Here is a 21,133-nt window from a genome sequence, read left to right as displayed (position 1 = left end):
GGGGAGGAGCCGCCGTCGGCGGCTCCCGGGGTGGAGGGGGAGGTATCGGGGCCGGCGAGCCGGCGGAGCTCGGCGACGAGGTGCCGGCGCAGGGCCGGCTCGGCGACGCGGAGGTAGGAGTCGACCGTCTCGGCGCCGCGCGGCGACCACGAGAGGACGAGCAGCCCGCCCTCCTCGACGGCGCGGTCGATGGCGTAGCTGCCCTCGCCCGCTCCGCGCAGCAGGGCCGCGGGGATCACGGTCTCGCGCTCGCCGACCGGGGCGAGGACGACGCCGCGCTCGTGCAGCCGCAGCGTCGCCCTCCCGCGGAAGCCGAGGCCCGGCAGCACCACGCGTTCGAGCGGCTGCTCGAAGCGGGTCGTGGCGACGTAGGGCAGCTCGACCGACTCGAGCTCGGCGCCCAGCGACTCGGCCGGCACGGCCTCCGGCGCGAGGTCGGCGGAGCGGCGGCGGCGCGCGCGCCACGACAGGATCATCCCGGCGAACACCAGGACGACGAGCGCGGCGATGACGATCGTGATGACGGACCTATCCACGGGCGGACCTCGCGGCGGCGGCGACCTCGGCGGCGTCGACGAGCTCGCCGTCGAGAACGGTGGGGTAGCCGTGGTGGAACGTCGCGACGACGCGGCCGGGGAGCTCGCGCCCGAGGTAGGGCGAGTTCGCGCTGCGGCCGCGCAGGTCGGCGGTCGAGAAGCGGCGGCGCGCCTCCGGGTCGTAGAGCACGACGTTCGCGGGGGCGCCGACCGCGAGGCCGCGGTCGTAGCCCTCGAGCCTGCCGATTCGCGCCGGCGCGGCGGAGAGGACGCGCGCGACGTCCGACCAGGTCATCCGGCCGTCGTCGACGACGGCGGCGTGGACGACCGAGAGCGCGCTCTCGAGACCGACCATGCCGAAGGCGGCGGCGTCCCACTCGCAGTCCTTGGCCTCGACGGGGTGCGGGGCGTGGTCGGTCGCGACGATGTCGATCGTGCCGTCGGCGAGGGCCTCGCACAGGGCCAGGACGTCCTCGTCGCGGCGCAGCGGCGGGTTCACCTTGAAGCGGGCGTCGTAGCCGCCGCCCTCGTCGCCCCCGGCGATCAGCTGCTCGGTGAGCAGCAGGTGGTGCGGAGTCACCTCGGCGGTCACGTCGATCCCCCGCGCCTTCGCCCAGCGGATCACATCGACGGAGCCGGCGGTCGAGACGTGGCAGACGTGCAGGCGGGAGCGACGTGCTCGGCCAGCAGGACGTCGCGGGCGATGATCGCCTCCTCCGCCACCGCGGGCCAGCCGGTCAGCCCGAGGGCGCTGGAGACGGCTCCCTCGTTCATCTGGGCGCCGATCGTGAGCCGCGGCTCCTGCGCGTGCTGCGCGACGACTCCGTCGAAGGCCTTCACGTACTCGAGCGCACGGCGCATCAGCAGCGCGTCCGAGACGCACTTCCCGTCGTCCGAGAAGACCCGGACCGCGGCCCGGCTGCGGGCCATCGCGCCGAGCTCGGCGAGGGACTCCCCTGCGAGGCCCACGGTGACGGCTCCGATCGGCCGGACCGTCGCGTAGCCGGCGTCCTCGCCCAGGCTCTGCACCTGCTCGACGACACCGGCCGTGTCCTGCACCGGCGAGGTGTTGGCCATCGCGAAGACGGCGGTGAAGCCCCCCGCGGCGGCGGCGCGCGATCCGGTGAGCACGGTCTCGCTCTGCTCGAAGCCGGGCTCGCGGAGGTGGGTGTGCAGGTCGACCAGGCCGGGCAGCGCCAGCAGGCCGTCGGCGTCGACGACGCGGGCCCCGCTGGAGTCGAGGTCGGCGCCGATGTCGACGACGACCCCGCCGTCGATCAGGACGTCGGCGGTGCTCTCGTCGGCGAGGGTCGCTCCCGAGATCAGGATCCGACCGTGTCCGCGGGTGCTCGTCGGTGGCGTGCTCATCAGTGGATCTCCCGTTCGCCGGACAGCAGCAGGTAGAGCGCGGCCATCCGGACCGAGACTCCGTTGGTGACCTGTTCGAGCACCGTGGAGCGGCTCGAATCGGCGGCGGCCGAGGAGATCTCGACGCCCCTGTTCATGGGTCCGGGGTGCATGACGATGGTATCGGGGCCCAAGCGGGCGAGGCGCTCGTCGTCGAGACCCCAGATGCGCGCGTACTCGCGTCCGTTGGGGAAGAAGCCGCTCGACATCCGCTCGAGCTGGATGCGCAGCAGCATCACGACGTCGGGCAGGCCCGAGTCGATCGCGTCGTCGAGGTCGAAGCGGATCGTCGCGGGCCAGCCGGCGGTGTCGACCGGCACGAGGGTGGGCGGAGCGACGAGGGTCACCTCGGCGCCGAGCGCCGTCAGCAGCCAGACGTTCGACCGCGCCACCCGCGAGTGCAGGATGTCGCCGACGATGGTGACCGCGACTCCGTCGAGGCCCTTGCCGCGCGACGCCGACGCGCCGTGCAGCCGCCGCCGGATGGTGAACGCGTCGAGCAGCGCCTGGGTGGGGTGCTCGTGCGTCCCGTCGCCGGCGTCAGGATCGACGCGTCGATCCATCCGCTCGCCGCGAGGACGGCGGGGGCGCCCGAGGCGCCGTGCCGCACGACGACGCCGTCGGCGCCCATCGCGGCCAGGGTCTGCGCGGTGTCCTTCAGGCTCTCGCCCTTCGAGACGCTGGAGCCCTTGGCGCTGAAGTTGATCACGTCGGCCGAGAGCCGCTTGGCGGCCGCCTCGAACGAGATGCGGGTGCGGGTGGAGTCCTCGAAGAAGAGGTTGACGACCGTCTTCCCGCGCAGCGTCGGCAGCTTCTTCACCTCGCGGTTCTGCACGTCCGCCATGTCCTCGGCGATGTCGAGGAGGCCGATCGCGGAGGAGCGGTCGAGGTCCCGGGTGGAGAGCAGGTGCTTCACGCGCCGCTCCGTCCGTCGGTCGCGCCGTCGAGCGCGGGGGCGGACTCGATCGCGACCAGGTCCTCGCCGTCGGTCTCGACCAGGCGCACGTTGATCCTCTCGCTGAGGCTGCTCGGAAGGTTCTTGCCCACGAAGTCGGCGCGGATGGGGAGCTCGCGGTGGCCGCGGTCGACCAGCGCGGCGAGGCGGACGGCCCGCGGGCGGCCGATGTCGCTCAGGGCGTCGAGAGCGGCGCGGATGGTCCGTCCCGAGAAGAGGACGTCGTCGACGAGCACCACGGTGCGGCCGTCGATGCTCGCGGGGACCGTCGTCCTGGCGGGCGTGCGCACGGGGTGCCGGGAGAGGTCGTCCCGGTACATCGTCACGTCGAGAGCGCCGGCGAACACGGGCGACGCCTCGGGCTCGATGCGGGCGATGGTGTCGGCGATCCGTCGGGCGAGGACCACGCCGCGGGTGGGGATCCCGAGGATCACCAGCGACTGCGCTCCCCGGTTCGACTCGAGGATCTCGTGGGCGATGCGCGTCAGAGCGCGCGAGATGTCAGCGCCGTTCAGCACGATGCGTGCCGTCACACCGACCTCCTTCCCCGTCTCTCCGGACGGCCTTAAAGGAAATGTCCCCCCGAGTATAGGGGGAGCTCGACGGCGCCCGGCTCCGTGCGGCCGACGGTGCGGCCGAGGGCCGGAGTGGCCGGCGACCGGTCGCCGGACGTCGCCGTACCCCCTCGAAGGGAGGCGGATCAGCAGAAGAGAACGCCCGTTCCCCCACCGTCCCCGATAGCCTGGCATCCTGTGACGACGGCGCGCCGCCCCTCCTCCCGTCGCACGTTCCGCCCGCCCCTCCCGCGGAACGCCCCCGGCGCACTCCCCCGAGCGACCCGCTCACGTCCCGGCCGCCGTGCCCGCCGGAAGTAAGGATCCTCTCCATGACCACGTCCCCCTTCGGCGCAGCCCCGATCTCGCGCCGTACCGTCCTCGCCGGATCGATCGCGGGGATCGGTGCGACGATCGTGCTGGCCTCCCCCGCGGCCGCGGCGCCGGACTACTCCGTGATCCCCCGGCTGCTCGGCGAGATCTCGCGCACCGACACCGTCCTGTCGCGGGTGGGTCGCACGCCCTACGAGATCATCGACGTCTCGATCGGCGGCGACCGGACCCGGCTCTTCGTGCCGCACAGCGCCGCGCCGAGCCTCGCCTCCGCGCGGACCTTCCTCTGGTACTACCACGCCAACGGGAGCAGCTACGCGGCTCTGTCCGGTGCCTTCCAGTACGCGGCCGATCAGGCCGTGGACCGCGGCTTCGTCTGCATCTGCCCGAACTACGGCGGCAGCGAGTGGACCGGGCCCAAGGCGATCACGGCCCACGGCAACGCCGTGAAGTGGGTCACCGCGCAGTGGAAGGTCGGCGCCAGCTTCCTCCGCTCCAACTCCGGTGGCGGCACCCTGCTGAGCTGGGCGTACGGCAACCGGCTCGTGCCGAACATCCGCGGTGCCTACATCGCCAGCGGCACCTTCGACATGGCCGACATCGCCGAGCGCGATCCTCTGCGCGTCCTGCCGCCTACGGCAACGACCTCTCCACCGTCCCGGCCACGAACCCGGCGCTGCTGCCGCAGTCGGTCTGGGCCGCGACGCGGCTGCGGATCACCGGCTCGGACGACGACACGATCGTCCCGCTCGCGAAGCACGGCCTCGCGCTGCACGAGAAGGCGCTGCCGGTTGCGAAGGAGACGAGCGTCGTCCGCCACTCCGGCGAGGGCGCTCCCTACGGTCACGTGGTGCCGAGCCTCACCAACAAGGACATGCTCGACACGTTCGACCGCTGGCTGGCCGAGGGGCCCGTCGACGGGACGCCGAACCCGCCGCAGCCCGCCGCCCCGGGCGCGGGCACCTACCAGAACGGATCGGCGTCGATCGTCACCGAGGGCACCTGGTCGACGCTCTCGGCCTCGGCCGACAACGGCGGCAGCATCTCCTACTCCACCAGCACGGGAGCCTCGGCGTCGCTCACCTTCACCGGGACCGCCGTGAGCTGGGTCAGCCGCCGCACGAGCTCCTCCGGCACCAACGAGGTCTACCTCGACGGCGTCCTGGTCGCCTCGGTCGACCGCTACAGCGCGTCCACCCAGTACGCGCGCACGGTGTGGACCAGCGGCCCCCTCGCCGCCGGTGCGCACACGATCACGATCAAGCGCGGCAGCACGAGGAACCCGTCCTCGACCGGGTCGAACATCATCCTCGACGCCTTCGTCGTCGAGGACACCCCCTTGACTTCACCGCCGACTCCGGCGGCGGCCGGACCCGGCACCTACCAGAACGGCGACGCGGCGATCGTCACCGAGGGGAACTGGTCGTCGCTGTCGTCCTCCGCGGACAACGGCGGCAGCATCTCGTACTCGACCAGCGTCGGCGCCTCGGCCGCACTGACGTTCTCGGGGACGAGGGTCAGCTGGGTGAGCCGGCGCACATCGTCCTCCGGCACCAACGAGGTGTACCTCGACGGCGTGCTCGTCACCACCGTCGACCGCTACAGCGCGTCGACGAAGTACAACCAGACCGTGTGGACGAGCGACGCGCTCCCCGCCGGCCCGCACACGATCACGATCAAGCGCGGCAGCACCAGGAACGCCGCCTCGAGCGGCTCGAACCTGATCCTGGACGCGATCGTCGTCTCCTGAGACGGGACCGGGCGGCCCGTTGCCGTGAGGGGACGGACCGCCCGGTCGTCGGTGCAGCGCTCGGAGGCGACGGTCAGGCGGGGGTGCGCGACTCCGCCACCGACGCCAGCAGGCCGTTGATGAAGCCCGCGGAGTCGTCGGTCGAGAGGACCGTCGCGGCCTCGACGGCCTCCGAGATGGCCACGCCGTCCGGGACCTGGTCGTTGTGCAGGATCTCCCACACGCCGATCCGGAGGATCGCGCGGTCGACGAGGGGCATGCGCGCGAGCGTCCAGCCCTTCGAGAGGCGCTCGATCAGCGCGTCGATCTCGTCGGCGTTGTCGATGACGCCGTCGACGATCTCCCGCGCGTAGAGCCAGGACGCTTCACGAGCGGGCTCGTGGACCGCTCGCTCCGCCTCGGCACGCAGCGACTCGGTGAGGGGGATCTGCCGGACGTCGGCGTTGTAGATGATGTCGAGGGCGCGCTTGCGCGCCTTCGTGCGTGCGCTCACGGACGGCCCGGCTCAGCTGACGCGGCCGAGGTAGTCGCCCGTGCGGGTGTCGACCTTGACCTTCGTGCCCTGCTCGAGGAAGAGCGGGACCTGGATCTGGTAGCCGGTCTCGACGGTGGCGGGCTTGGTGCCGCCGGTCGAGCGGTCGCCCTGCAGGCCCGGCTCGGTGTAGGTGATCTCGAGCACCACGGAGGCGGGCAGGTCGATGTAGAGCGGGTCGCCGTCGTGCAGCGCCAGGGTGACGTTCTGGTTCTCCAGCATGAAGTTGGCCGCGTCGCCGACGACCGCCTCGGGCACGGTGATCTGGTCGTAGTCGGACGTGTCCATGAACACGAAGTCCTGGCCGTCGCGGTAGAGGTACTGGAAGTCGCGACGGTCGACGTTCGCCGTGTCGATCTTCGCGCCCGCGTTGAACGTCTTGTCGACGACCTTGCCGGTGAGGACGTTCTTCATCTTGGTGCGGACGAACGCGCCGCCCTTGCCCGGCTTGACGTGCTGGAAGTCGATGACGTTCCAGAGCTGACCGTCGATGTTGAGGACGGTGCCGTTCTTGATGTCGGTGGTAGAGGCCATGCGAAGGGGGATCCGTTTCGGTGGAAGTCTGCTGCCGGTGGGCCCGACTCCGGGCGCGGCGATATCGGCCGGTACGGCTGACCCGTCGAGTGTAGTCGATGGGCCGGGCGGGGCCGAGGGAGCCTGGACGCCGGGTGCGAATCCGCACACGGCCCTCGCCGAGGGGGGAGGGTGGGAGCACGTCACGAGAGGAGACCCGCCATGCCGGACGTCACGACACCCTTCGACTCGGGATCGGCCGACGCCGCGTTCGCCGCGGTCCCGATCGTCATCGCCGCGGTCGTCGTCCTGATGGTGGTCCTGATCGTCGTGAACCTGCGACGCGCGAAGAAGCTGGGTGTGAATCCGCTCACCCTCGAGACCGACCTCGCGGCGAAGCTCGCGAAGGACGGCTTCGGCGGCGGGCGGACCCTGCGCGAGCGCCTCGCCGAGCTCGACCGGCTGCGCGCCGACGGCACCCTCACCGCCGAGGAGCACGCCGCGGCGAGACGCGCGGCGCTCGAGGGCCGCACCTGAGCGGAGCGGCCCCGCGGTCCTAGGAGCCGATCTCCTGGTAGGCGGCGAACAGCAGCGACGTCTCGGGCCCCTGCAGGATGCTCGGGCGCGCGATGTCGTCGAGCACGACGAAGCGCAGGATTCCCGCACGGGACTTCTTGTCGCGCTGCATCGCGGCGAGGAGCGTCTCCCAGCGGCCCAGCGGGTAGCTGGTCGGCAGGGTGAGGGACTCGAGGACGCTCCTGTGGCGGTCGACCGCGGCGTCGCTCAGGGTTCCGGTGAGCCGGGAGAGCTCGGCGGCGAAGACCATCCCGACCGAGACCGCCGCGCCGTGGCGCCACTGGTAGCGCTCGGCGTGCTCGATGGCGTGGCCGAGGGTGTGGCCGTAGTTCAGGATCTCGCGGAGCCCCTGGTCGGTGAAGTCCTCGCCGACCACGCGCGCCTTGATGCCGATCGACAGCTCGACCAGGCGCCGGAACTCCTCGGACGTCGGGTCCGTCGCCAGATCGACGTCGGACTCGATGATGTCGAGGATCTGCGGCTCGGCGATCAGGCCGTACTTCACGATCTCGCCGAAGCCGGCGAGGATCTCGTTGCGCGGAAGGCTTGAGAGCACGTCGAGATCGGCGACGACGGCGCGCGGCGCGTGGAAGGCGCCGACGAGGTTCTTGCCCTCGGCCGTGTTGATCCCGGTCTTGCCGCCCACGGCCGCGTCGACCATCCCGAGCACCGTGGTGGGCACTTGCACGACGTCGACACCGCGGAGCCAGGTCGCCGCGACGAAGCCGGCGAGGTCGGTGATCGCTCCCCCGCCGAACCCGACGACGACGTCCGTGCGGGTGAAGTCCGACTGGCCCATGACCTGCCAGCAGAAGGCCGCGACCTCGACGCGCTTGGCCGCCTCCGCATCCGGGACCTCGGCCAGGAGCACCTCGTAGCGCTCGAGCAGGCTCTCGCGGATCTCGGCGGCCAGGACCGCGAGGGTCGGCGGGTGCACGATGAGCACCTTGGCCGCGCGCGGGCCGATGGCGTCGGCGAGGCCGTCGAGGAGCCCGCGGCCGACGGTGATGTCGTAGCCGGTGGCGCCTGTCACGGTGATGGCGGTGGAGCCGTCGTTCATGGGAGTCTTCCGCTCGGGCGGCCGGAGGGGGCCGCCGGGTCGTCTGCACGGCCGCCGGCGGCGGTCGCGTCGTGCCGGGAGTCGTTCCCGCTCGCGCGCACCCAGTCGGCGATCTCCGCGGCGATCGCGGTGATCGGCCGACGAGAGGTGTCGACCGTGAGGTCGGCGAGCGCGTCGTAGAGCGGACGGCGCTGCTCGTGCAGGCGCGTCCAGTCCGCGACTCCGCCGCGCACGAGCGGTCTGCTGCCCGAGCCGAGGCGGTCGCGGACGCCTCGGCCGTCGTGGTCAGCAGGACCACCGGCACCTCGGCCAGATCGGCGCGGGTGAGCGGATCGAGCACCGCTCCCCCGCCGAGGCTGAGCACGACGTCGCGGCGCACCGCGCGGGCGACGACGAGCCGCTCCTCCCGCCGGAAGGCCGCTTCGCCGTGGGCGTCGAAGTAGGCGGAGATGGGGCCGTGGCTCGCGACGAAGTCGGCGTCGGAGTCGACGAACGGCGCGGCCAGGGACTTCGCGACCCGCTTCCCGATGGTGGTCTTCCCGGCCCCCATGGGACCGATGAACACCACTCGGGCGCGGGCCGCGCCGGTATCGTGTCCGGCCATCAGCGCTCTCGCCGCGGGGCGGGGGCGGGCATCAGGACGCTCCGAGGGCCGGGTTGCTCGCCGTGGCGGTCCGCAGCTCGTCCGGGATCGCGTCGAGGTAGCCGCGCAGGTTGCGGCGCGTCTCGCCGATGCTGTCGCCGCCGAACTTCTCGAGGACGGCGTCGGCCAGCACCAGCGCGACCATCGCCTCGGCGACGACGCCGGAGGCGGGCACCGCGCACACGTCCGAGCGCTGGTGGTGCGCGCCGGCCGCCTCGCCGGTGGCGACGTCGACCGTGCGCAGGGCGTGGGGGACGGTGGCGATCGGCTTCATGCCGGCCCGCACGCGCAGGACCGTGCCGGTGCTCATGCCGCCCTCGGTGCCGCCCGCACGGTCGCTGGAGCGCGAGATGCCGGCGGCGTCCTGGAAGAGCTCGTCGTGCGCCTCGGAGCCGCGGCGCGTCGTCGTGAGGAAGCCGTCGCCGACCTCGACGCCCTTGATCGCTTGGATGCCCATGAGCGCGGCGGCGAGCTGCGAATCGAGGCGGCGGTCCCAGTGGACGTAGGAGCCCAGACCCGGCGGCAGGCCGTAGGCGAGGACCTCGACGACGCCGCCGAGGGTGTCGCCGTCGTCGTGCGCCCGGTCGACCTCGGCCACCATCAGGGCGCTCGTCGCGGCGTCGTGGCAGCGCAGCGGATCCGCGTCCAGCGCGTCGACGTCGGCGGCGGACGGCAGGGGCGAGCCCTCGGGGACCCGCACGGGGCCGATCGCGAGGGTGTGGCTGACGAGCTCGATGCCGAGCTCGCCGAGGAAGCGGCGGGCGATCGCGCCCAGGCTCACCCGTGCGGCGGTCTCGCGGGCGGACGCGCGCTCGAGGACGTTGCGCGACTCGGCGAAGCCGTACTTCTGCATGCCGACGAGGTCGGCGTGACCGGGCCGCGGCCGCGTCAGCGCGGCTCCGCGCCCCTTGGGCAGGGTCTCGGGGTCGCGCGGCTCGGCCGACATCACGTCGACCCAGCGCGGCCACTCGGTGTTGCCGATGCGCAGGGCGATGGGGCTGCCCATGGAGGCGCCGTGGCGGATCCCGGAGGAGACGGTGAGCTCGTCCTGCTCGAAGTTCATCCGTGCGCCGCGGCCGTAGCCGAGCTTGCGCCGAGCGAGATCGCTGCGGATGTCCTCGAGTGAGACGGGGACCCCCGCGGGGAGTCCTTCGAGGACGGCGATGAGTTCGGGACCGTGGGATTCCCCGGCCGTGAGCCAACGGAGCATCCTCCGATTCTCGCACACGGGGCCGGAGCGCACCGCCGCAGCGCGGGCCAGCGCTCGGTCCCCGGCCGCTCAGGCGGCGTCGGCCAGGGCGGCGCGCATGGCCGCGAGGACCTCGTCCTCCCGGGGCAGGGGGACTGCGGGATCCCCGGCCACGAAGATCCGGACCTGCACCAGGGCCTGGTGCAGCAGCATGCCGAGCCCGGAGACGACGGGAGAGCCCTCGGCCCGCCAGCGGACGGCGAGGGGGCTCGGCCACGGCGAGTACGCGACGTCGAAGAGCGTCGAGGCGGCGACGACGGCGTCGGGCACCGCGAGAGCCCCGGATGCGCCGCCGGGGAGCGTCGAGACGACGAGCGGACGCGGCTCCCCCGACTCCCAGTCCTCGAACGAGCGGATGTCGAGCACCGCGCCGAGGGCCGCCGCGACCGGGCGCAGGGGCTCGGCGCGCTCCGGCGACCTGGCGGTGACGGTGATGCGGGTCGCGCCCCGCTCGGCCGCGGCGGCCATCGCCGAGGCGGCCGTCGCACCGGCGCGAGGATCTCGACGTGATCGGACGCGGGGACCCCCGCCTCGCTCAGCGCCCGGACGATGCCGGCGACGTCGGTGTTGAAGCCGCGCCGCCGCACGACGCCGTCCGTGCGCTCGATCAGCACGGTGTTGACCGCGCCGGTCGCGCGCGCGACCCGGTCCTCCTCGTCCAGCAGGGGCCGGACCGCGTGCTTCAGCGGCATCGTCAGCGAGAGCCCGTGCCACTGCGCGATCGGATCGGCGAGCACGGCCGCGAGGGCCGCCTCCGTCGTCTCGAGTGCCGTGTAGCTCCAGTCGAGCCCCAGCACGCCGTAGGCGGCGGCGTGCAGGGCCGGCGACTTCGAGTGCGCGATCGGCGATCCGAGGACCGCCAGGCGCGCACCCGACGTCACTGGTACTCCGGGTTCGCCCGCATCCACGACTGCCACTGGTCCACCGCGGCGTTGTGCTCGGCGTCGGTGGTCGAGTACACGGTCTCGCCCGTCTCGAGGTTCACCGTGACGAAGTACATCCAGGTGCCCTCGGCGGGGCGCAGGACGGCCTCGATCGCGACGTCGCCGGGGTTCGAGATCGGAGCGGGCGGCAGGCCGTCGCGCTGGTAGGTGTTGTAGACGTTGTTCACGTCGCCGCGCTCGGCGTCGGTCGTCGACACCCGGTCGGTCGCTCCCGTGCCGTAGGCGACGGTCGCGTCGGACTGCAGCCGCCAGCCCTGGTCGAGGCGGTTCTGGAACACGCGCGCGACCTTCGGGAAGTCCTCGGCGATCCGCGCCTCGCGCTGCACGAGCGACGCGAACACGACGACCCGGTAGCGGTCCTCCGGAGCGACCTGCGCCTCGTCGAGCGCCTGGAACATCCGCGTCACGAGCGTCTGCAGGATGTCGTGCGCGGGGGTGCTCGGATCGACGTCGTACGTCGCCGGGAAGAGGAAGCCCTCGAGGCTGGTCGCCTCGGCCGGGAGTCCGTAGGAGCCGAAGTCCGCGGCGGCCGCCTGGAGCTCCTCGAGGGGCACCCCCGTGCCGTCCGCGATCAGCGGCAGCGCACCCGCGAGGGCCGTCCCCTCGGGGATGACGAAGGTGTTCGCCAGGCGCGTCGAGTCGGAGTCGAGCAGTGCGGCCAGGGCCGACTTCGCGCTCATCTCGGCCTTGAGCGAGTAGGCGCCGGGCTGGAACACCGGCTCGGGCGCGTGGAGACGAGGAGCTCGTAGAAGGGCGCGTACGACTTGATCACGCCGTCCGAGACGAGGTTGCTCGCGATGTCGCTGCCGCCGTCGCCCTGGTGGATCGTGAACACGACCTCGCTCGTCCCGGTGCCGGCGTAGTCGGCCGCCTCCGGTTCGGCGAAGAGCGCGCGGACGGGCTCGACGAACATCGTCACGGCGACGGCGACGAGCGCGACGAAGACGCCGAACGCGAGGAGGCCGCCGATCAGGCCCCGGCGGCTGCGGCGCGCGCGCGGCGCGCCGCCGGAGCGCGCACGACGACGCCGCGTGGAGGCGCCCGCGCGGGGTGGGCGGGCTCGACCGCGGCACCGCGGTCGCGCGCGACGGGGACATCGGGGCCGGAGAAGAGGCGGTCGAGCTGATCCGCGCCGGACGACGACGTCGCGGCCTCACTCGAACCGGGGAGCGGTTCGCGGTCCGGAGGGAGCTGACTCGGCTGATCGGCGCCGCGGTCGTCGCGGCGGCTCGGGGGGACGTCGGTCACGGGTGGGTCGTCCTTCGTTCGGTTCGAGCGGGGATCCGGCGGGGAGACCGCTGGAGCGCTCGGAATCGATGGCGTGCTGCAGGATCACCACGGCGGCGACCTGGTCGATCACGGCGCGGGAGCCGCGGGTGTCGCGTCCGGAGCGGTGGAGGGCGCTCTGCGCCGTCACCGTCGACAGACGTTCGTCGACGAGCCGGACCGGCGCACGGGGCACCGCTGCGGCCAGACGCGCGGCGAACGCGCGCGCGTCGTCGGTGGAGGCCGTCTCGGCCCCCGAGAGCGACAGGGGCAGTCCGACGACGACGCCGACCGCTCCGTGCTCCTCGGCGATCGCCGCGAGGCGCGCGATGTCCGCGCTCCCCTCGGCGTCCTGCTCGCGGGCGACGGTCTCGACCGGCACCGCGAGGAGGCCGTCGGCGTCGCAGCGGGCGACACCGATGCGGGAGCGGCCCACATCGATGCCGAGCCGGACGCCGAACCGCTCCATGCTCAGCGCGTCGCTTCCGCGACCACGGCCTCGAGGGCGGCGCCGATCGCCGAGACGTCCGAGCCTCCGCCCTGGGCGAGGTCCGGCTTGCCGCCGCCACCGCCGCCGAGCACGCCCGCGGCGAGCTTGGCGAGCACGCCCGCCTTGGCGCCGGAGTCGCGCGCGGCCTGGTTGGTCGCGACGATCACGGCGGGCTTGCCCGACACGTCGGCGGCGAGGGCCACGACGGCCGGCTCGGAGCCGAGGCGCTCGCGCACGGAGGTGACGAGCGAGCGGAGCTCGTCGCTCGAGCCCGCCGTGCCGACGTTCTCGGCGACGATCGCGACCCCGTTCACCCGGCGCTGGTTCGCGACGATCGCGGGCACCCGGTCGGCGAGGGCCTTCGCCTCGAAGGCGGCGATCCGCTTCTCGGCGGCCTTGAGGCTCGCGACGAGGTCGGCGATCCGCTCGGGCAGCTGCTCGCGCGGCGTCTTCAGCGACGACGAGATCGTGCTGACGAGTGCGCGCTCGGCGGCGAGATCCTGGAACGCCTCGCGGCCCACGAGCGACTCGACCCGGCGGTTCGTGGATCCGACGGACGACTCGCTGACGAGGCTGATCAGCCCGATCTCGGAGGAGCTCCCCACGTGGGTGCCCGCGCACAGCTCGCGCGACCAGGGGCCGCCGATGTCGACGACGCGCACGACCTCGCCGTACTTCTCGCCGAACAGCGCCATCGCGCCGAGCGCCTTGGCCTCGTCGAGCGGCAGCTCGCGGGTGACGACCTCGAGGTTGTCGCGGATCGCGGTGTTCGCGATGTCCTCGATCTCGCTGCGGGTGTCGAGCGACAGCGCCTGGTTCCAGGAGAAGTCGAGGCGGAGGTAGCCGGCCTTGTTGTAGGAGCCGGACTGGTGCGCCTGCGGGCCGAGGACCTGGCGGAGCGCCGCGTGGATCAGGTGCGTGCCGGAGTGCGCCTGCGTCGCCCCGCGCCTCCAGTCGCGGTCGACGACCGAGGTGGCGGCGTCGCCGACCCCGACCTCGCCGCTCGCGACCTGGACGGTGTGGCTGATGAGCCCCTTCACGGGCTTCTGCACGTCGAGGACCTCGAGGTCGAAGCCGTTGCCGACGATGCGGCCGGCGTCGGCCTCCTGCCCGCCGGACTCGGCGTAGAGCGAGGTGGCCTCGAGGATCACCTCGGCGATGTCGCCCGCCGACGCCTTCGTGACGGACTGCCCGCCGACCACGAGGCCGACGATGCGGGACTCCGTGTCGAGCACGTCGTAGCCGGTGAACAGCGTCTCGCCGTGCGCACGGAACGCCGCGTACACCGAGAGGTCGGCGAGGGCCGACTTCTTCGACTTCGCATCGGCCTTGGCGCGGGCGCGCTGCGCTGACATCAGCGAGTCGAACGCCTCGCGGTCGACGCGGAGCCCCGACTCCTCGGCGATCTCGAGGGTGAGGTCGATCGGGAAGCCGAAGGTGTCGTGCAGGAGGAACGCGGTGTCGCCCGGGAGCGTCTCCGCCTCGGCCTTCTTGGTCTTGAGCACCGCGAGGTCGAGGATCTCGGTGCCCGCGGCGAGGGTGCGCAGGAACGCCTCCTCCTCGCCGAACGCACTCGTCGACAGACGCTCGTACTCCGTCTGCACCTCGGGGTAGGCGGAGGCCATCGCGTCGCGCGAGGCGGCGAACAGCTCCGGGAACACGGCGGTGTCCACGCCGAGCAGGCGCATGGCGCGCACCGTGCGGCGCATCAGGCGGCGCAGGATGTAGCCGCGCCCTTCGTTCGACGGAGTGACGCCGTCGGACAGCAGCATGAGCGAGGAGCGCACGTGGTCGGCGATGACGCGCATGCGCACGTCGTCCTCGTGGTCGGCGCCGTAGCGGCGGCCCGAGAGCTCGGCCGCGCGGTCGAGGACCGGGCGGACCTGGTCGATCTCGTACATGTTCTCGACGCCCTGCTTGAGGAACGCGACGCGCTCGAGACCCATGCCGGTGTCGATGTTCTTGCGCGGCAGCTCGCCGAGGATGTCGAAGTCGACCTTGCTCGTGCCCTCCCCGCGCAGGTACTGCATGAAGACGAGGTTCCAGATCTCGACGTAGCGGTCGTCGTCGGTGGCGGGGCCGCCGTCGATGCCGTAGGCGGGGCCGCGGTCGAAGAATATCTCGGAGCAGGGGCCGGCCGGACCGGGCTGGCCGGTGGACCAGTAGTTCGTGTCCTTGTCCAGACGCTGGATCCGCTCGTCGGGCAGGCCCGCGATCCTCTTCCACAGCGCGATGGCCTCGTCGTCGTCCTTGTAGACGGTGACCCAGAGGTCCTTCTCGTCGAAGCCCAGGCCGCCGTCGCCCTCGGCGCCGGTCAGGAGCTCCCAGGCGTAGCCGATCGCCCCCTCCTTGAAGTAGTCGCCGAAGGAGAAGTTGCCGTTCATCTGGAAGAACGTGCCGTGACGCGGAGTCTTGCCGACCTCTTCGATGTCGTTGGTGCGGATGCACTTCTGCACGCTGGTCGCGCGCGGGTACGGCGCGGGGACCACTCCGGTCAGGTACGGCACGAACGGCACCATGCCGGCGACGGTGAAGAGGAGGCTCGGGTCCTCGCTGACGAGCGAGGCGGACGGCACCACGGTGTGACCGCGGCTTCCGAAGAAGTCGAGCCAGCGGGTGCGGATTTCGGCGGTCTGCATGGGTTCCGTTACGTGTTCGGTCGGTGTCGACGCGGGAGTGGCCGGACGGCCGGGAGTGCGGGCGGGGTCAGCCCTCGCCGATGGCGGCCTTCAACTCGGCCTCCCGCTGGTGGTAGCCCTCGGCGACGGCGTCGCCGAGCTCCTTCGCCTTCCGGTTGATGTCCTCGAAGAGGCGGGCGCCGGCGGTGGTGCGGGCGGCCTGGTGCGCGAGCGCGAAGCCGAGGCCGATCCCGACGACGACCAGGACGAGGTTCTTCACGGTGGTTCCTTCCGCGGCGGTGGGTGACGGACGGCGCGGCGGTGCGCGACGACCGGATCGATTCTAGGGCGCGAGCCTGCGGCTACCGGGAGGAGGACCTGCGGGCGGGCTTGGAGCGCTTCGCCGCGGTCCTCCCGGCGGCCTCCCCGACCTTGTCGGCCGTCCGCCCGGCCACCAGCACCGCGCGGACGCCGGCCGTGAAGCCGGCGAGCTTGATCAGCGGCCCGCCGATGGTCGCCGCCGTGAGGGCGACGAGGGCGTTCACGTTCCCCGTGACCTCGGCCACGTCCTTGGTGATCGTGTCGACGCGGGCGAGCTGCTGGTTCGCCTCGCGGAGCGTGGAGGCCGACTCGTCGAGGATCGGGGTGAGGCCGTCGCTGGCCTGCTTGATCGCCTCGCTGGTGCTGTCGAAGACGCGACCGAGCTTCCAGAGCGGGATCGCGGCGATCGCGACCAGGATCGCGAACACTCCCGCGGCGATGAGTCCTGCGATGTCTCCACCGGACACGGTGACCTCCGTTCGGCGCCGCCCGATGCGGCACTCCAGCCTAGCGACGAGGCGCGGGCGGAGTCGGCAGGCGCCGCGGCAGGCCGCGGGCGGCGGGCGCGGCGTCCCGGGGACGGCAGAAGGCCCCGGCGGTGAGCCGGGGCCTTCTGGGACGTCGGTCGAGCGACCGGGTCAGGAGTGGATCAGCGGGCGGCGTAGTACTCGACGACCAGCTGGACCTCGCAGGTCACGGGGACCTCGGCGCGCTTCGGACGGCGCAGCAGCGTCGCCTGGAGCTTGTCGATCTCGACCTCGAGGTAGCCCGGGGTCTTGGGGAGCACATCGACGTGTCCACCGGCGGCGGCGACCTGGAAGGGCTCGGTGCCCTCGGAACGCTGCTTGACGTGGATGACCTGGCCCGGCTTCACGCGGAAGGAGGGACGGTCGACGATCTTGCCGTCGACGAGGATGTGACGGTGGGTCACGAACTGGCGGGCCTGCGCGGTGGTGCGGGCGAAGCCGGAGCGGAGGACGAGGGCGTCGAGGCGCATCTCGAGGAGCTCGACCAGGTTCTCACCGGTCAGGCCCTGGGTGCGGCGGGCCTCGCCGAAGGCGATGCGGAGCTGCTTCTCGCGGATGCCGTACTGGGCGCGCAGACGCTGCTTCTCACGCAGGCGGACCGCGTAGTCGGAGTCGGCCTTGCGCTTCGAGCGGCCGTGCTCACCGGGAGCGTAGGGACGCTTCTCGAGGTAGCGGGCGGCCTTCGGGGTCAGCGGGATGCCGAGGGCGCGCGAGAGGCGCGTCTTCGAGCGTGAACGTGAGGTGGTCGACACTGTGGTCCTTCCAAGGTCTGAGAGGTTCGGTCGCAGCTCTCGCCGACGGGCTCCGGGTGGAGCACGGGCGCCGTGGTCGTGTCCGCTCGCGGGTGCGCGCGGAAGGGTGACCGCGGTGACGAGCTGCGCGATTCAGAGGGATGCGCTGCTCCGCTCGGCTACAGAGCGGTGGGCAACCGGAGAAGACTATCACGGACGAGCCGCATCCCTCGGCCCGGATGGGCCTCCGCCCGACGACTCACGAGCCCCGGATGATCCTCATCAGCTTCGACAGCCGCGCCGAGACGTCGCGCTCGTTGCCGTGCTCGGTCGGCTCGTAGTACCGGGCGCCGTCGAGCGAGTCCGGCAGGTACTGCTGCTGCAGGACTCCCAGCTCGGCGTCGTGCGGGTAGCGGTAGCCCTTCCCGTGGCCGAGGCGCTTGGCGCCCGGGTAGTGCGCGTCGCGCAGGTGCGGCGGCACCCGGCCCGCCCTGCCCGCGCGCACGTCGGCGATGGCCGCGTCCAGCGCCGTGTAGGAGGCGTTCGACTTGGGAGCGGTCGCGAGGTGGACGACGGCCTGCGCGAGCGGGATCCGCCCCTCCGGCATGCCGATGAGCTGGACGGCGTCCGCGGCCGCCACCGCGATGACCAGCGCCTGCGGATCGGCCATGCCGATGTCCTCCGAGGCCGACACGATGATGCGGCGCGCGATGAACCGCGGATCCTCCCCCGCCTCGATCATCCGGGCGAGGTAGTGCAGTGCCGCATCGACGTCGGAGCCGCGGATCGACTTGATGAACGCGCTGATGACGTCGTAGTGCTCGTCGCCGTTGCGGTCGTAGCGCAGGAGCGCCCGGTCGACCGCGCGCGCCACGACCTCGGTGGTGATGAGCGGGAGCTCGGGCTCCTGGGCGGGGGCGTCCTCCTCGACCGGGGCGGCGGCGTCGTCGTCCTCGTCGTCCTCGTCCTCGGAGTCGGACGCGCGCGCGGCCCGGTCCGCCTCCCTCGCGTCCGAGCGCGCGGACGTCGCCGCCGCCTCGAGCGCCGTCAGCGCCCGGCGCGCGTCGCCCGAGGCCAGCCGGACGATGCTCGCCCGCGCCTCGGGATCGAGGGCGACGGTTCCGCGGAGCCCGCGCTCGTCGACGAGGGCGCGATCGACCAGGATCCCGAGGTCGTCGTCGCTCAGCGGCTCGAGGGTGAGCAGGAGCGAGCGCGACAGCAGGGGCGCGATCACCGAGAAGGACGGGTTCTCGGTCGTCGCGGCGATCAGGATGACCCAGCCGTTCTCGACTCCCGGCAGCAGCGCGTCCTGCTGCGCCTTGGTGAAGCGGTGGATCTCGTCGAGGAACAGCACGGTCGAGGTGCCGTAGAGATCGCGCGTCGAGAGCGCCTCCTCCATCACCTGCCGCACGTCCTTCACTCCGGCCGTGACCGCCGAGAGCTCGACGAAGCGGCGGCCGCTGGAGTGCGCGACGGCCTGGGCGAGCGTCGTCTTGCCGGTGCCGGGCGGGCCCCACAGGATGACCGACACGGCGCCGCGCTCCCCCGTCGTGTCGGCGGCGAGGGCGACGAGGGGCGAGCCCCGCGTCAGCAGGTGGCGCTGCCCGGCGACCTCGTCGAGGCTGCGCGGGCGCATCCGCACGGCGAGCGGAGTCGCCCCCGAGCGGAGTCCTGCCTGCTGCATGGTCATGCGCACCAGCGTAACCAGGGGCTCCGACACGGGCCCCGGCACGGGCGGAGCGCCGTGTGGAGTCGCTGCGCCGATTCTCGTAGGCTCCTCTCGGTCTGCGCCTGCGCGCGGAGCGCCGCGCCGCCGGGGCGCGACCGGAGACGTCGGAGGAACACGTGGCCCAGGGAAAGTCGAACGATCGCGAGGCGCGCACCCGGCTCCGGGCCTACCAGGCCCGCCAGACCCTGCACCGCACGCGGGCGAGGCGCCGCCGACGCGACAACGTGATCGCCGCGGTGGCCGGGGTCGTCGTGATCGCCCTCGCCGTCCTCGCCCAGCTCCTCTACTTCTCGGGCGGACCGGGCACCCCCGTCGCCGAGCCGTCCTCGAGCGCGAGCGCCGCTCGGACACCCGCCCCCACCGGCGAGAACACGGGCGACGTGCCCTCGGCTGACCTCGCCCAGGGCCGCGACTGGACCGGCGAGATGACGATCAACGCCGATCCGCTGGGGATCACGCTCGCGGGCGCCGCGGCCCCGCAGGCCGTCTCCTCCTTCCTCTCCCTGGCGCAGTCCGGCTTCTACGACGCGTCTCCTGCCACCGCCTGACCACCGAGGGCCTGTTCGTCCTCCAGTGCGGCGACCCCGACGGCGACGGCACCGGCGGACCGGGCTACAGCTACGGCCCGGTCGAGAACGCCCCGGAGGACGGGCTGTACCCGGCCGGGACCATCGCGATGGCGCGGCAGTCCGGAAACGGCTACAGCCAGGGCAGCCAGTTCTTCGTCGTCTACGAGGACACCACGCTCCCCGCCGACGCCGCCGGCGGCTACACCGTGATCGGTCAGGTGACCTCCGGGCTCGACGCCCTCGTGGCGGACGTCGTCGCGAAGGGCACGGCCGACGGATCCGCCGACGGCGCGCCCGCCGAGCCGGTCGCGATCACCTCCGTCTCGCTCCAGTAGACGCGCTGCGACCGGCCGTCGCCCGCGGGGCAGGAGCCGGGGGCGCCCCCGTGCAATAGGCTGATCGTCACTGCCCGTTCGCGGCCGAGCGCGGTACCCGGCCTACCGGCCGTCGAGCCCGATCGGCCACCCGACGCGACGGACATCGAACAGCACGACATCGAACAGCAAGGTGAGGCTCCGAGCGATGAGTGACCAGCAGCCGTGGGGACGAGTCGACGACGACGGGACGGTCTACGTCCGAGTCGGAGACGGTGAGCGCGAGGTCGGCCAGTACCCCGATGCCACCCCCGAGGAGGCGCTCGCCTACTACGAGCGCAAGTACACCGAGCTGGCCGGGCAGGTCTCCCTGCTCGAGCAGCGGGCGAAGCGCGGGGCCCCCGCCGCCGACGTCGCCCGGACGGTGCAGTCGCTGACCGCGGCGATCGCCGAGGCGCACGCCGTCGGCGATCTCGAGGCCCTGCAGACCCGCGTCAGCGCCCTGAGCGGATCGGTCGAGGACCTCACCGAGCAGCAGGCCGCCGAGTCGAAGGCCGTGCTGGCCGAGGCACTCGCGTACCGCGAGGCGATCGTGGCCGAGGCCGAGGCCCTCGCGGCCGTGGATCCCGCCAAGACGCAGTGGAAGCAGGCGAGCGCGGCGATCGACGATCTGTTCGCCCGCTGGCAGAGCCACCAGCAGCAGGGTCCGCGCCTCCCCAAGAACGAGGCCAACGAGCTCTGGCGCCGCTTCCGCGGGGCCCGCACCACGATCGAGCAGAACCGCAAGGCGTTCTTCGCCGACCTCGACTCCGCGCACCGAGAGGCGAAGGCGGCGAAGCAGTCGCTGATCGACCAGGCCGAGGCGCTCGTGCCGCGCGGCGCCGACGCGATCCCGGAGTACCGCACCCTCCTCGAGAGCTGGCGGGTCGCCGGTCGCGCCGGCAAGCGGTTCGACGACGCCCTCTGGGCCCGGTTCAAGGCGGCCGGCGATGCGATCTACGGCGCGAAGGCCGAGATCGTCGCGCAGGAGAGCGTCGAGTACACCGAGAACCTCGATCGCAAGCTCGCCCTCCTCGAGGAGGCCGAGCCGCTCCTGCAGGAGCAGGACCGCGAGAAGGCCAAGCGCGCCCTCCTCTCCATCCAGGAGCGCTGGGACGAGGTGGGCCGCGTGCCCCGCGAGCAGGTCCGCACCATCGAGGATCGGCTCCGCAAGGTCGAGGCTCACGTGCGCAAGCTCGACGAGGAGCACTGGAACCGCAGCAATCCCGAGCGCAAGGCCCGCTCCGAGGGCCTCGCGTCGCAGCTCACCTCGGCGATCCAGAAACTGCAGGACGAGCTCGACGAGGCGAAGGCCCGCGGCGACCGCGCCGCCATCGCCCAGGCGCAGGAGGCGCTCGACGCCCGCAAGGTGTGGCTGGACGCCCTGGGCTGATCGGAGGGTCCTCCCTCCCCTGCGCCGATCCCTCCACAGATCGGCGCGAACGCCTCCGGAGGGGAGGCGCGTCGTCCACTCTCG

At 72.7% G+C, this 21,133-nt stretch carries 20 protein-coding genes and 5 pseudogenes; 5 read left to right on the top strand and 20 right to left on the bottom strand.

Going from position 1 to position 21,133, the window contains the following annotated elements; all coding sequences use genetic code 11:
- Positions 1-80 precede the first annotated feature (80 nt).
- The 4 genes and pseudogenes from B0T42_RS22570 to pyrR form a co-directional block, all read right to left on the bottom strand.
- Positions 81-476 (bottom strand): annotated as a pseudogene (locus B0T42_RS22570) (PH-like domain-containing protein); the annotation flags it as partial.
- Between the two features lie 52 nt (positions 477-528).
- Positions 529-1,904 (bottom strand): annotated as a pseudogene (locus B0T42_RS03005) (dihydroorotase).
- Positions 1,904-2,859: pseudogene (locus B0T42_RS03000) on the bottom strand (aspartate carbamoyltransferase catalytic subunit). The pseudogenes B0T42_RS03005 and B0T42_RS03000 overlap by 1 nt, the downstream one beginning before the upstream one ends.
- Positions 2,856-3,431 carry a bifunctional pyr operon transcriptional regulator/uracil phosphoribosyltransferase PyrR gene (pyrR, locus tag B0T42_RS02995; RefSeq protein ID WP_077221889.1) on the bottom strand — a complete coding sequence of 192 codons (576 nt, stop codon included), beginning with the start codon at positions 3,429-3,431 and terminating at the stop codon, positions 2,856-2,858. Before pyrR ends, B0T42_RS03000 begins: the two are co-directional and overlap by 4 nt.
- A 1,204-nt stretch (positions 3,432-4,635) precedes the next feature.
- Between pyrR and B0T42_RS02990 the strand changes: the two genes are divergently transcribed.
- Entirely contained in the window at positions 4,636-5,535 is a 900-nt protein-coding gene (locus tag B0T42_RS02990) for a hypothetical protein (RefSeq protein ID WP_139344395.1), read from the top strand.
- Between the two features lie 73 nt (positions 5,536-5,608).
- Here the strand turns inward: B0T42_RS02990 and nusB are convergent, their stop codons facing one another.
- Together nusB and efp are read right to left on the bottom strand one after the other, a co-directional pair.
- Positions 5,609-6,028, bottom strand: coding sequence for a transcription antitermination factor NusB (gene nusB / locus B0T42_RS02985; protein WP_077221887.1), 420 nt, complete (start codon positions 6,026-6,028; stop codon positions 5,609-5,611).
- A 12-nt stretch (positions 6,029-6,040) separates the two neighbouring features.
- Positions 6,041-6,601, bottom strand: coding sequence for an elongation factor P (efp, locus tag B0T42_RS02980; RefSeq protein ID WP_055791792.1), 561 nt, complete (start codon positions 6,599-6,601; stop codon positions 6,041-6,043).
- A gap of 201 nt (positions 6,602-6,802) precedes the next feature.
- Between efp and B0T42_RS02975 the strand changes: the two genes are divergently transcribed.
- Entirely contained in the window at positions 6,803-7,117 is a 315-nt protein-coding gene (locus B0T42_RS02975; RefSeq protein ID WP_077221886.1) for a hypothetical protein, read from the top strand.
- Positions 7,118-7,136: 19 nt separating this feature from the next.
- Here the strand turns inward: B0T42_RS02975 and aroB are convergent, their stop codons facing one another.
- The 14 genes and pseudogenes from aroB to B0T42_RS02915 all read right to left on the bottom strand — a co-directional run bounded on the left by aroB (position 7,137) and on the right by B0T42_RS02915 (position 18,695).
- The gene (gene aroB / locus B0T42_RS02970; protein WP_077221885.1) at positions 7,137-8,216 is read right to left on the bottom strand and encodes a 3-dehydroquinate synthase; all 1,080 of its coding nucleotides are present in this window, start codon (positions 8,214-8,216) and stop codon (positions 7,137-7,139) included.
- Entirely contained in the window at positions 8,213-8,449 is a 237-nt protein-coding gene (locus B0T42_RS02965; RefSeq protein ID WP_077221884.1) for a nucleoside/nucleotide kinase family protein, read from the bottom strand. Before B0T42_RS02965 ends, aroB begins: the two co-directional genes overlap by 4 nt.
- A 23-nt stretch (positions 8,450-8,472) precedes the next feature.
- Positions 8,473-8,766: pseudogene (locus B0T42_RS22565) on the bottom strand (shikimate kinase); the annotation flags it as partial.
- Positions 8,767-8,851: 85 nt separating this feature from the next.
- Positions 8,852-10,069: a chorismate synthase gene (gene aroC, locus B0T42_RS02955; RefSeq protein ID WP_077221883.1), complete on the bottom strand. Its 1,218-nt coding sequence runs from the start codon at positions 10,067-10,069 to the stop codon at positions 8,852-8,854.
- 69 nt (positions 10,070-10,138) lie between these two features.
- Complete coding sequence (locus tag B0T42_RS20970) at positions 10,139-10,576, bottom strand: hypothetical protein (protein WP_236720084.1); 438 nt, start codon at positions 10,574-10,576, stop codon at positions 10,139-10,141.
- Positions 10,577-10,779: 203 nt separating this feature from the next.
- A pseudogene (locus tag B0T42_RS20965) lies at positions 10,780-10,905 on the bottom strand (shikimate dehydrogenase); the annotation flags it as partial.
- A gap of 80 nt (positions 10,906-10,985) precedes the next feature.
- Positions 10,986-11,768, bottom strand: coding sequence for an endolytic transglycosylase MltG (gene mltG, locus B0T42_RS02945; protein ID WP_236720078.1), 783 nt, complete (start codon positions 11,766-11,768; stop codon positions 10,986-10,988).
- Positions 11,729-11,971, bottom strand: a complete 243-nt coding sequence (locus tag B0T42_RS20960; RefSeq protein WP_236720077.1) for an endolytic transglycosylase MltG — start codon at positions 11,969-11,971, stop codon at positions 11,729-11,731. The genes mltG and B0T42_RS20960 overlap by 40 nt, the downstream gene beginning before the upstream one ends.
- 234 nt (positions 11,972-12,205) lie before the next feature.
- Positions 12,206-12,787, bottom strand: a complete 582-nt coding sequence (gene ruvX / locus B0T42_RS02940) for a Holliday junction resolvase RuvX (RefSeq protein ID WP_446737349.1) — start codon at positions 12,785-12,787, stop codon at positions 12,206-12,208.
- Positions 12,788-12,789: 2 nt separating this feature from the next.
- Positions 12,790-15,447 (bottom strand): alanine--tRNA ligase, encoded by a 2,658-nt coding sequence (alaS, locus tag B0T42_RS02935; protein ID WP_077221881.1) that lies wholly within the window; start codon positions 15,445-15,447, stop codon positions 12,790-12,792.
- Positions 15,448-15,514: 67 nt separating this feature from the next.
- Entirely contained in the window at positions 15,515-15,706 is a 192-nt protein-coding gene (locus tag B0T42_RS02930; protein ID WP_077221880.1) for a hypothetical protein, read from the bottom strand.
- An 82-nt stretch (positions 15,707-15,788) separates the two neighbouring features.
- A complete protein-coding gene (locus B0T42_RS02925) occupies positions 15,789-16,214 on the bottom strand; it encodes a DUF948 domain-containing protein (RefSeq protein ID WP_077221879.1) in 426 nt (141 codons plus the stop codon).
- 182 nt (positions 16,215-16,396) lie between these two features.
- Positions 16,397-17,026, bottom strand: a complete 630-nt coding sequence (gene rpsD, locus B0T42_RS02920) for a 30S ribosomal protein S4 (protein WP_077221878.1) — start codon at positions 17,024-17,026, stop codon at positions 16,397-16,399.
- Positions 17,027-17,264: 238 nt separating this feature from the next.
- The gene (locus B0T42_RS02915) at positions 17,265-18,695 is read right to left on the bottom strand and encodes a replication-associated recombination protein A (protein WP_083741859.1); all 1,431 of its coding nucleotides are present in this window, start codon (positions 18,693-18,695) and stop codon (positions 17,265-17,267) included.
- 155 nt (positions 18,696-18,850) lie between these two features.
- On the opposite strand from B0T42_RS02915, the gene B0T42_RS22190 reads away from it, so the two are divergent.
- The 3 genes from B0T42_RS22190 to B0T42_RS02905 all read left to right on the top strand — a co-directional run bounded on the left by B0T42_RS22190 (position 18,851) and on the right by B0T42_RS02905 (position 21,049).
- The gene (locus B0T42_RS22190) at positions 18,851-19,282 is read left to right on the top strand and encodes a hypothetical protein (protein WP_342418195.1); all 432 of its coding nucleotides are present in this window, start codon (positions 18,851-18,853) and stop codon (positions 19,280-19,282) included.
- The gene (locus B0T42_RS22185; RefSeq protein ID WP_342418197.1) at positions 19,279-19,638 is read left to right on the top strand and encodes a peptidylprolyl isomerase; all 360 of its coding nucleotides are present in this window, start codon (positions 19,279-19,281) and stop codon (positions 19,636-19,638) included. The genes B0T42_RS22190 and B0T42_RS22185 overlap by 4 nt, the downstream gene beginning before the upstream one ends.
- 187 nt (positions 19,639-19,825) lie before the next feature.
- A complete protein-coding gene (locus tag B0T42_RS02905) occupies positions 19,826-21,049 on the top strand; it encodes a DUF349 domain-containing protein (protein WP_077221877.1) in 1,224 nt (407 codons plus the stop codon).
- Positions 21,050-21,133: the final 84 nt, after the last annotated feature.

Origin of the sequence: Rathayibacter rhapontici, assembly GCF_001995175.1 — a bacterium.
GTDB lineage: Bacteria > Actinomycetota > Actinomycetes > Actinomycetales > Microbacteriaceae > Rathayibacter.
Note: the sequence above shows the minus strand (reverse complement) of the source record. Positions and strands in the feature narration are given on the sequence as shown.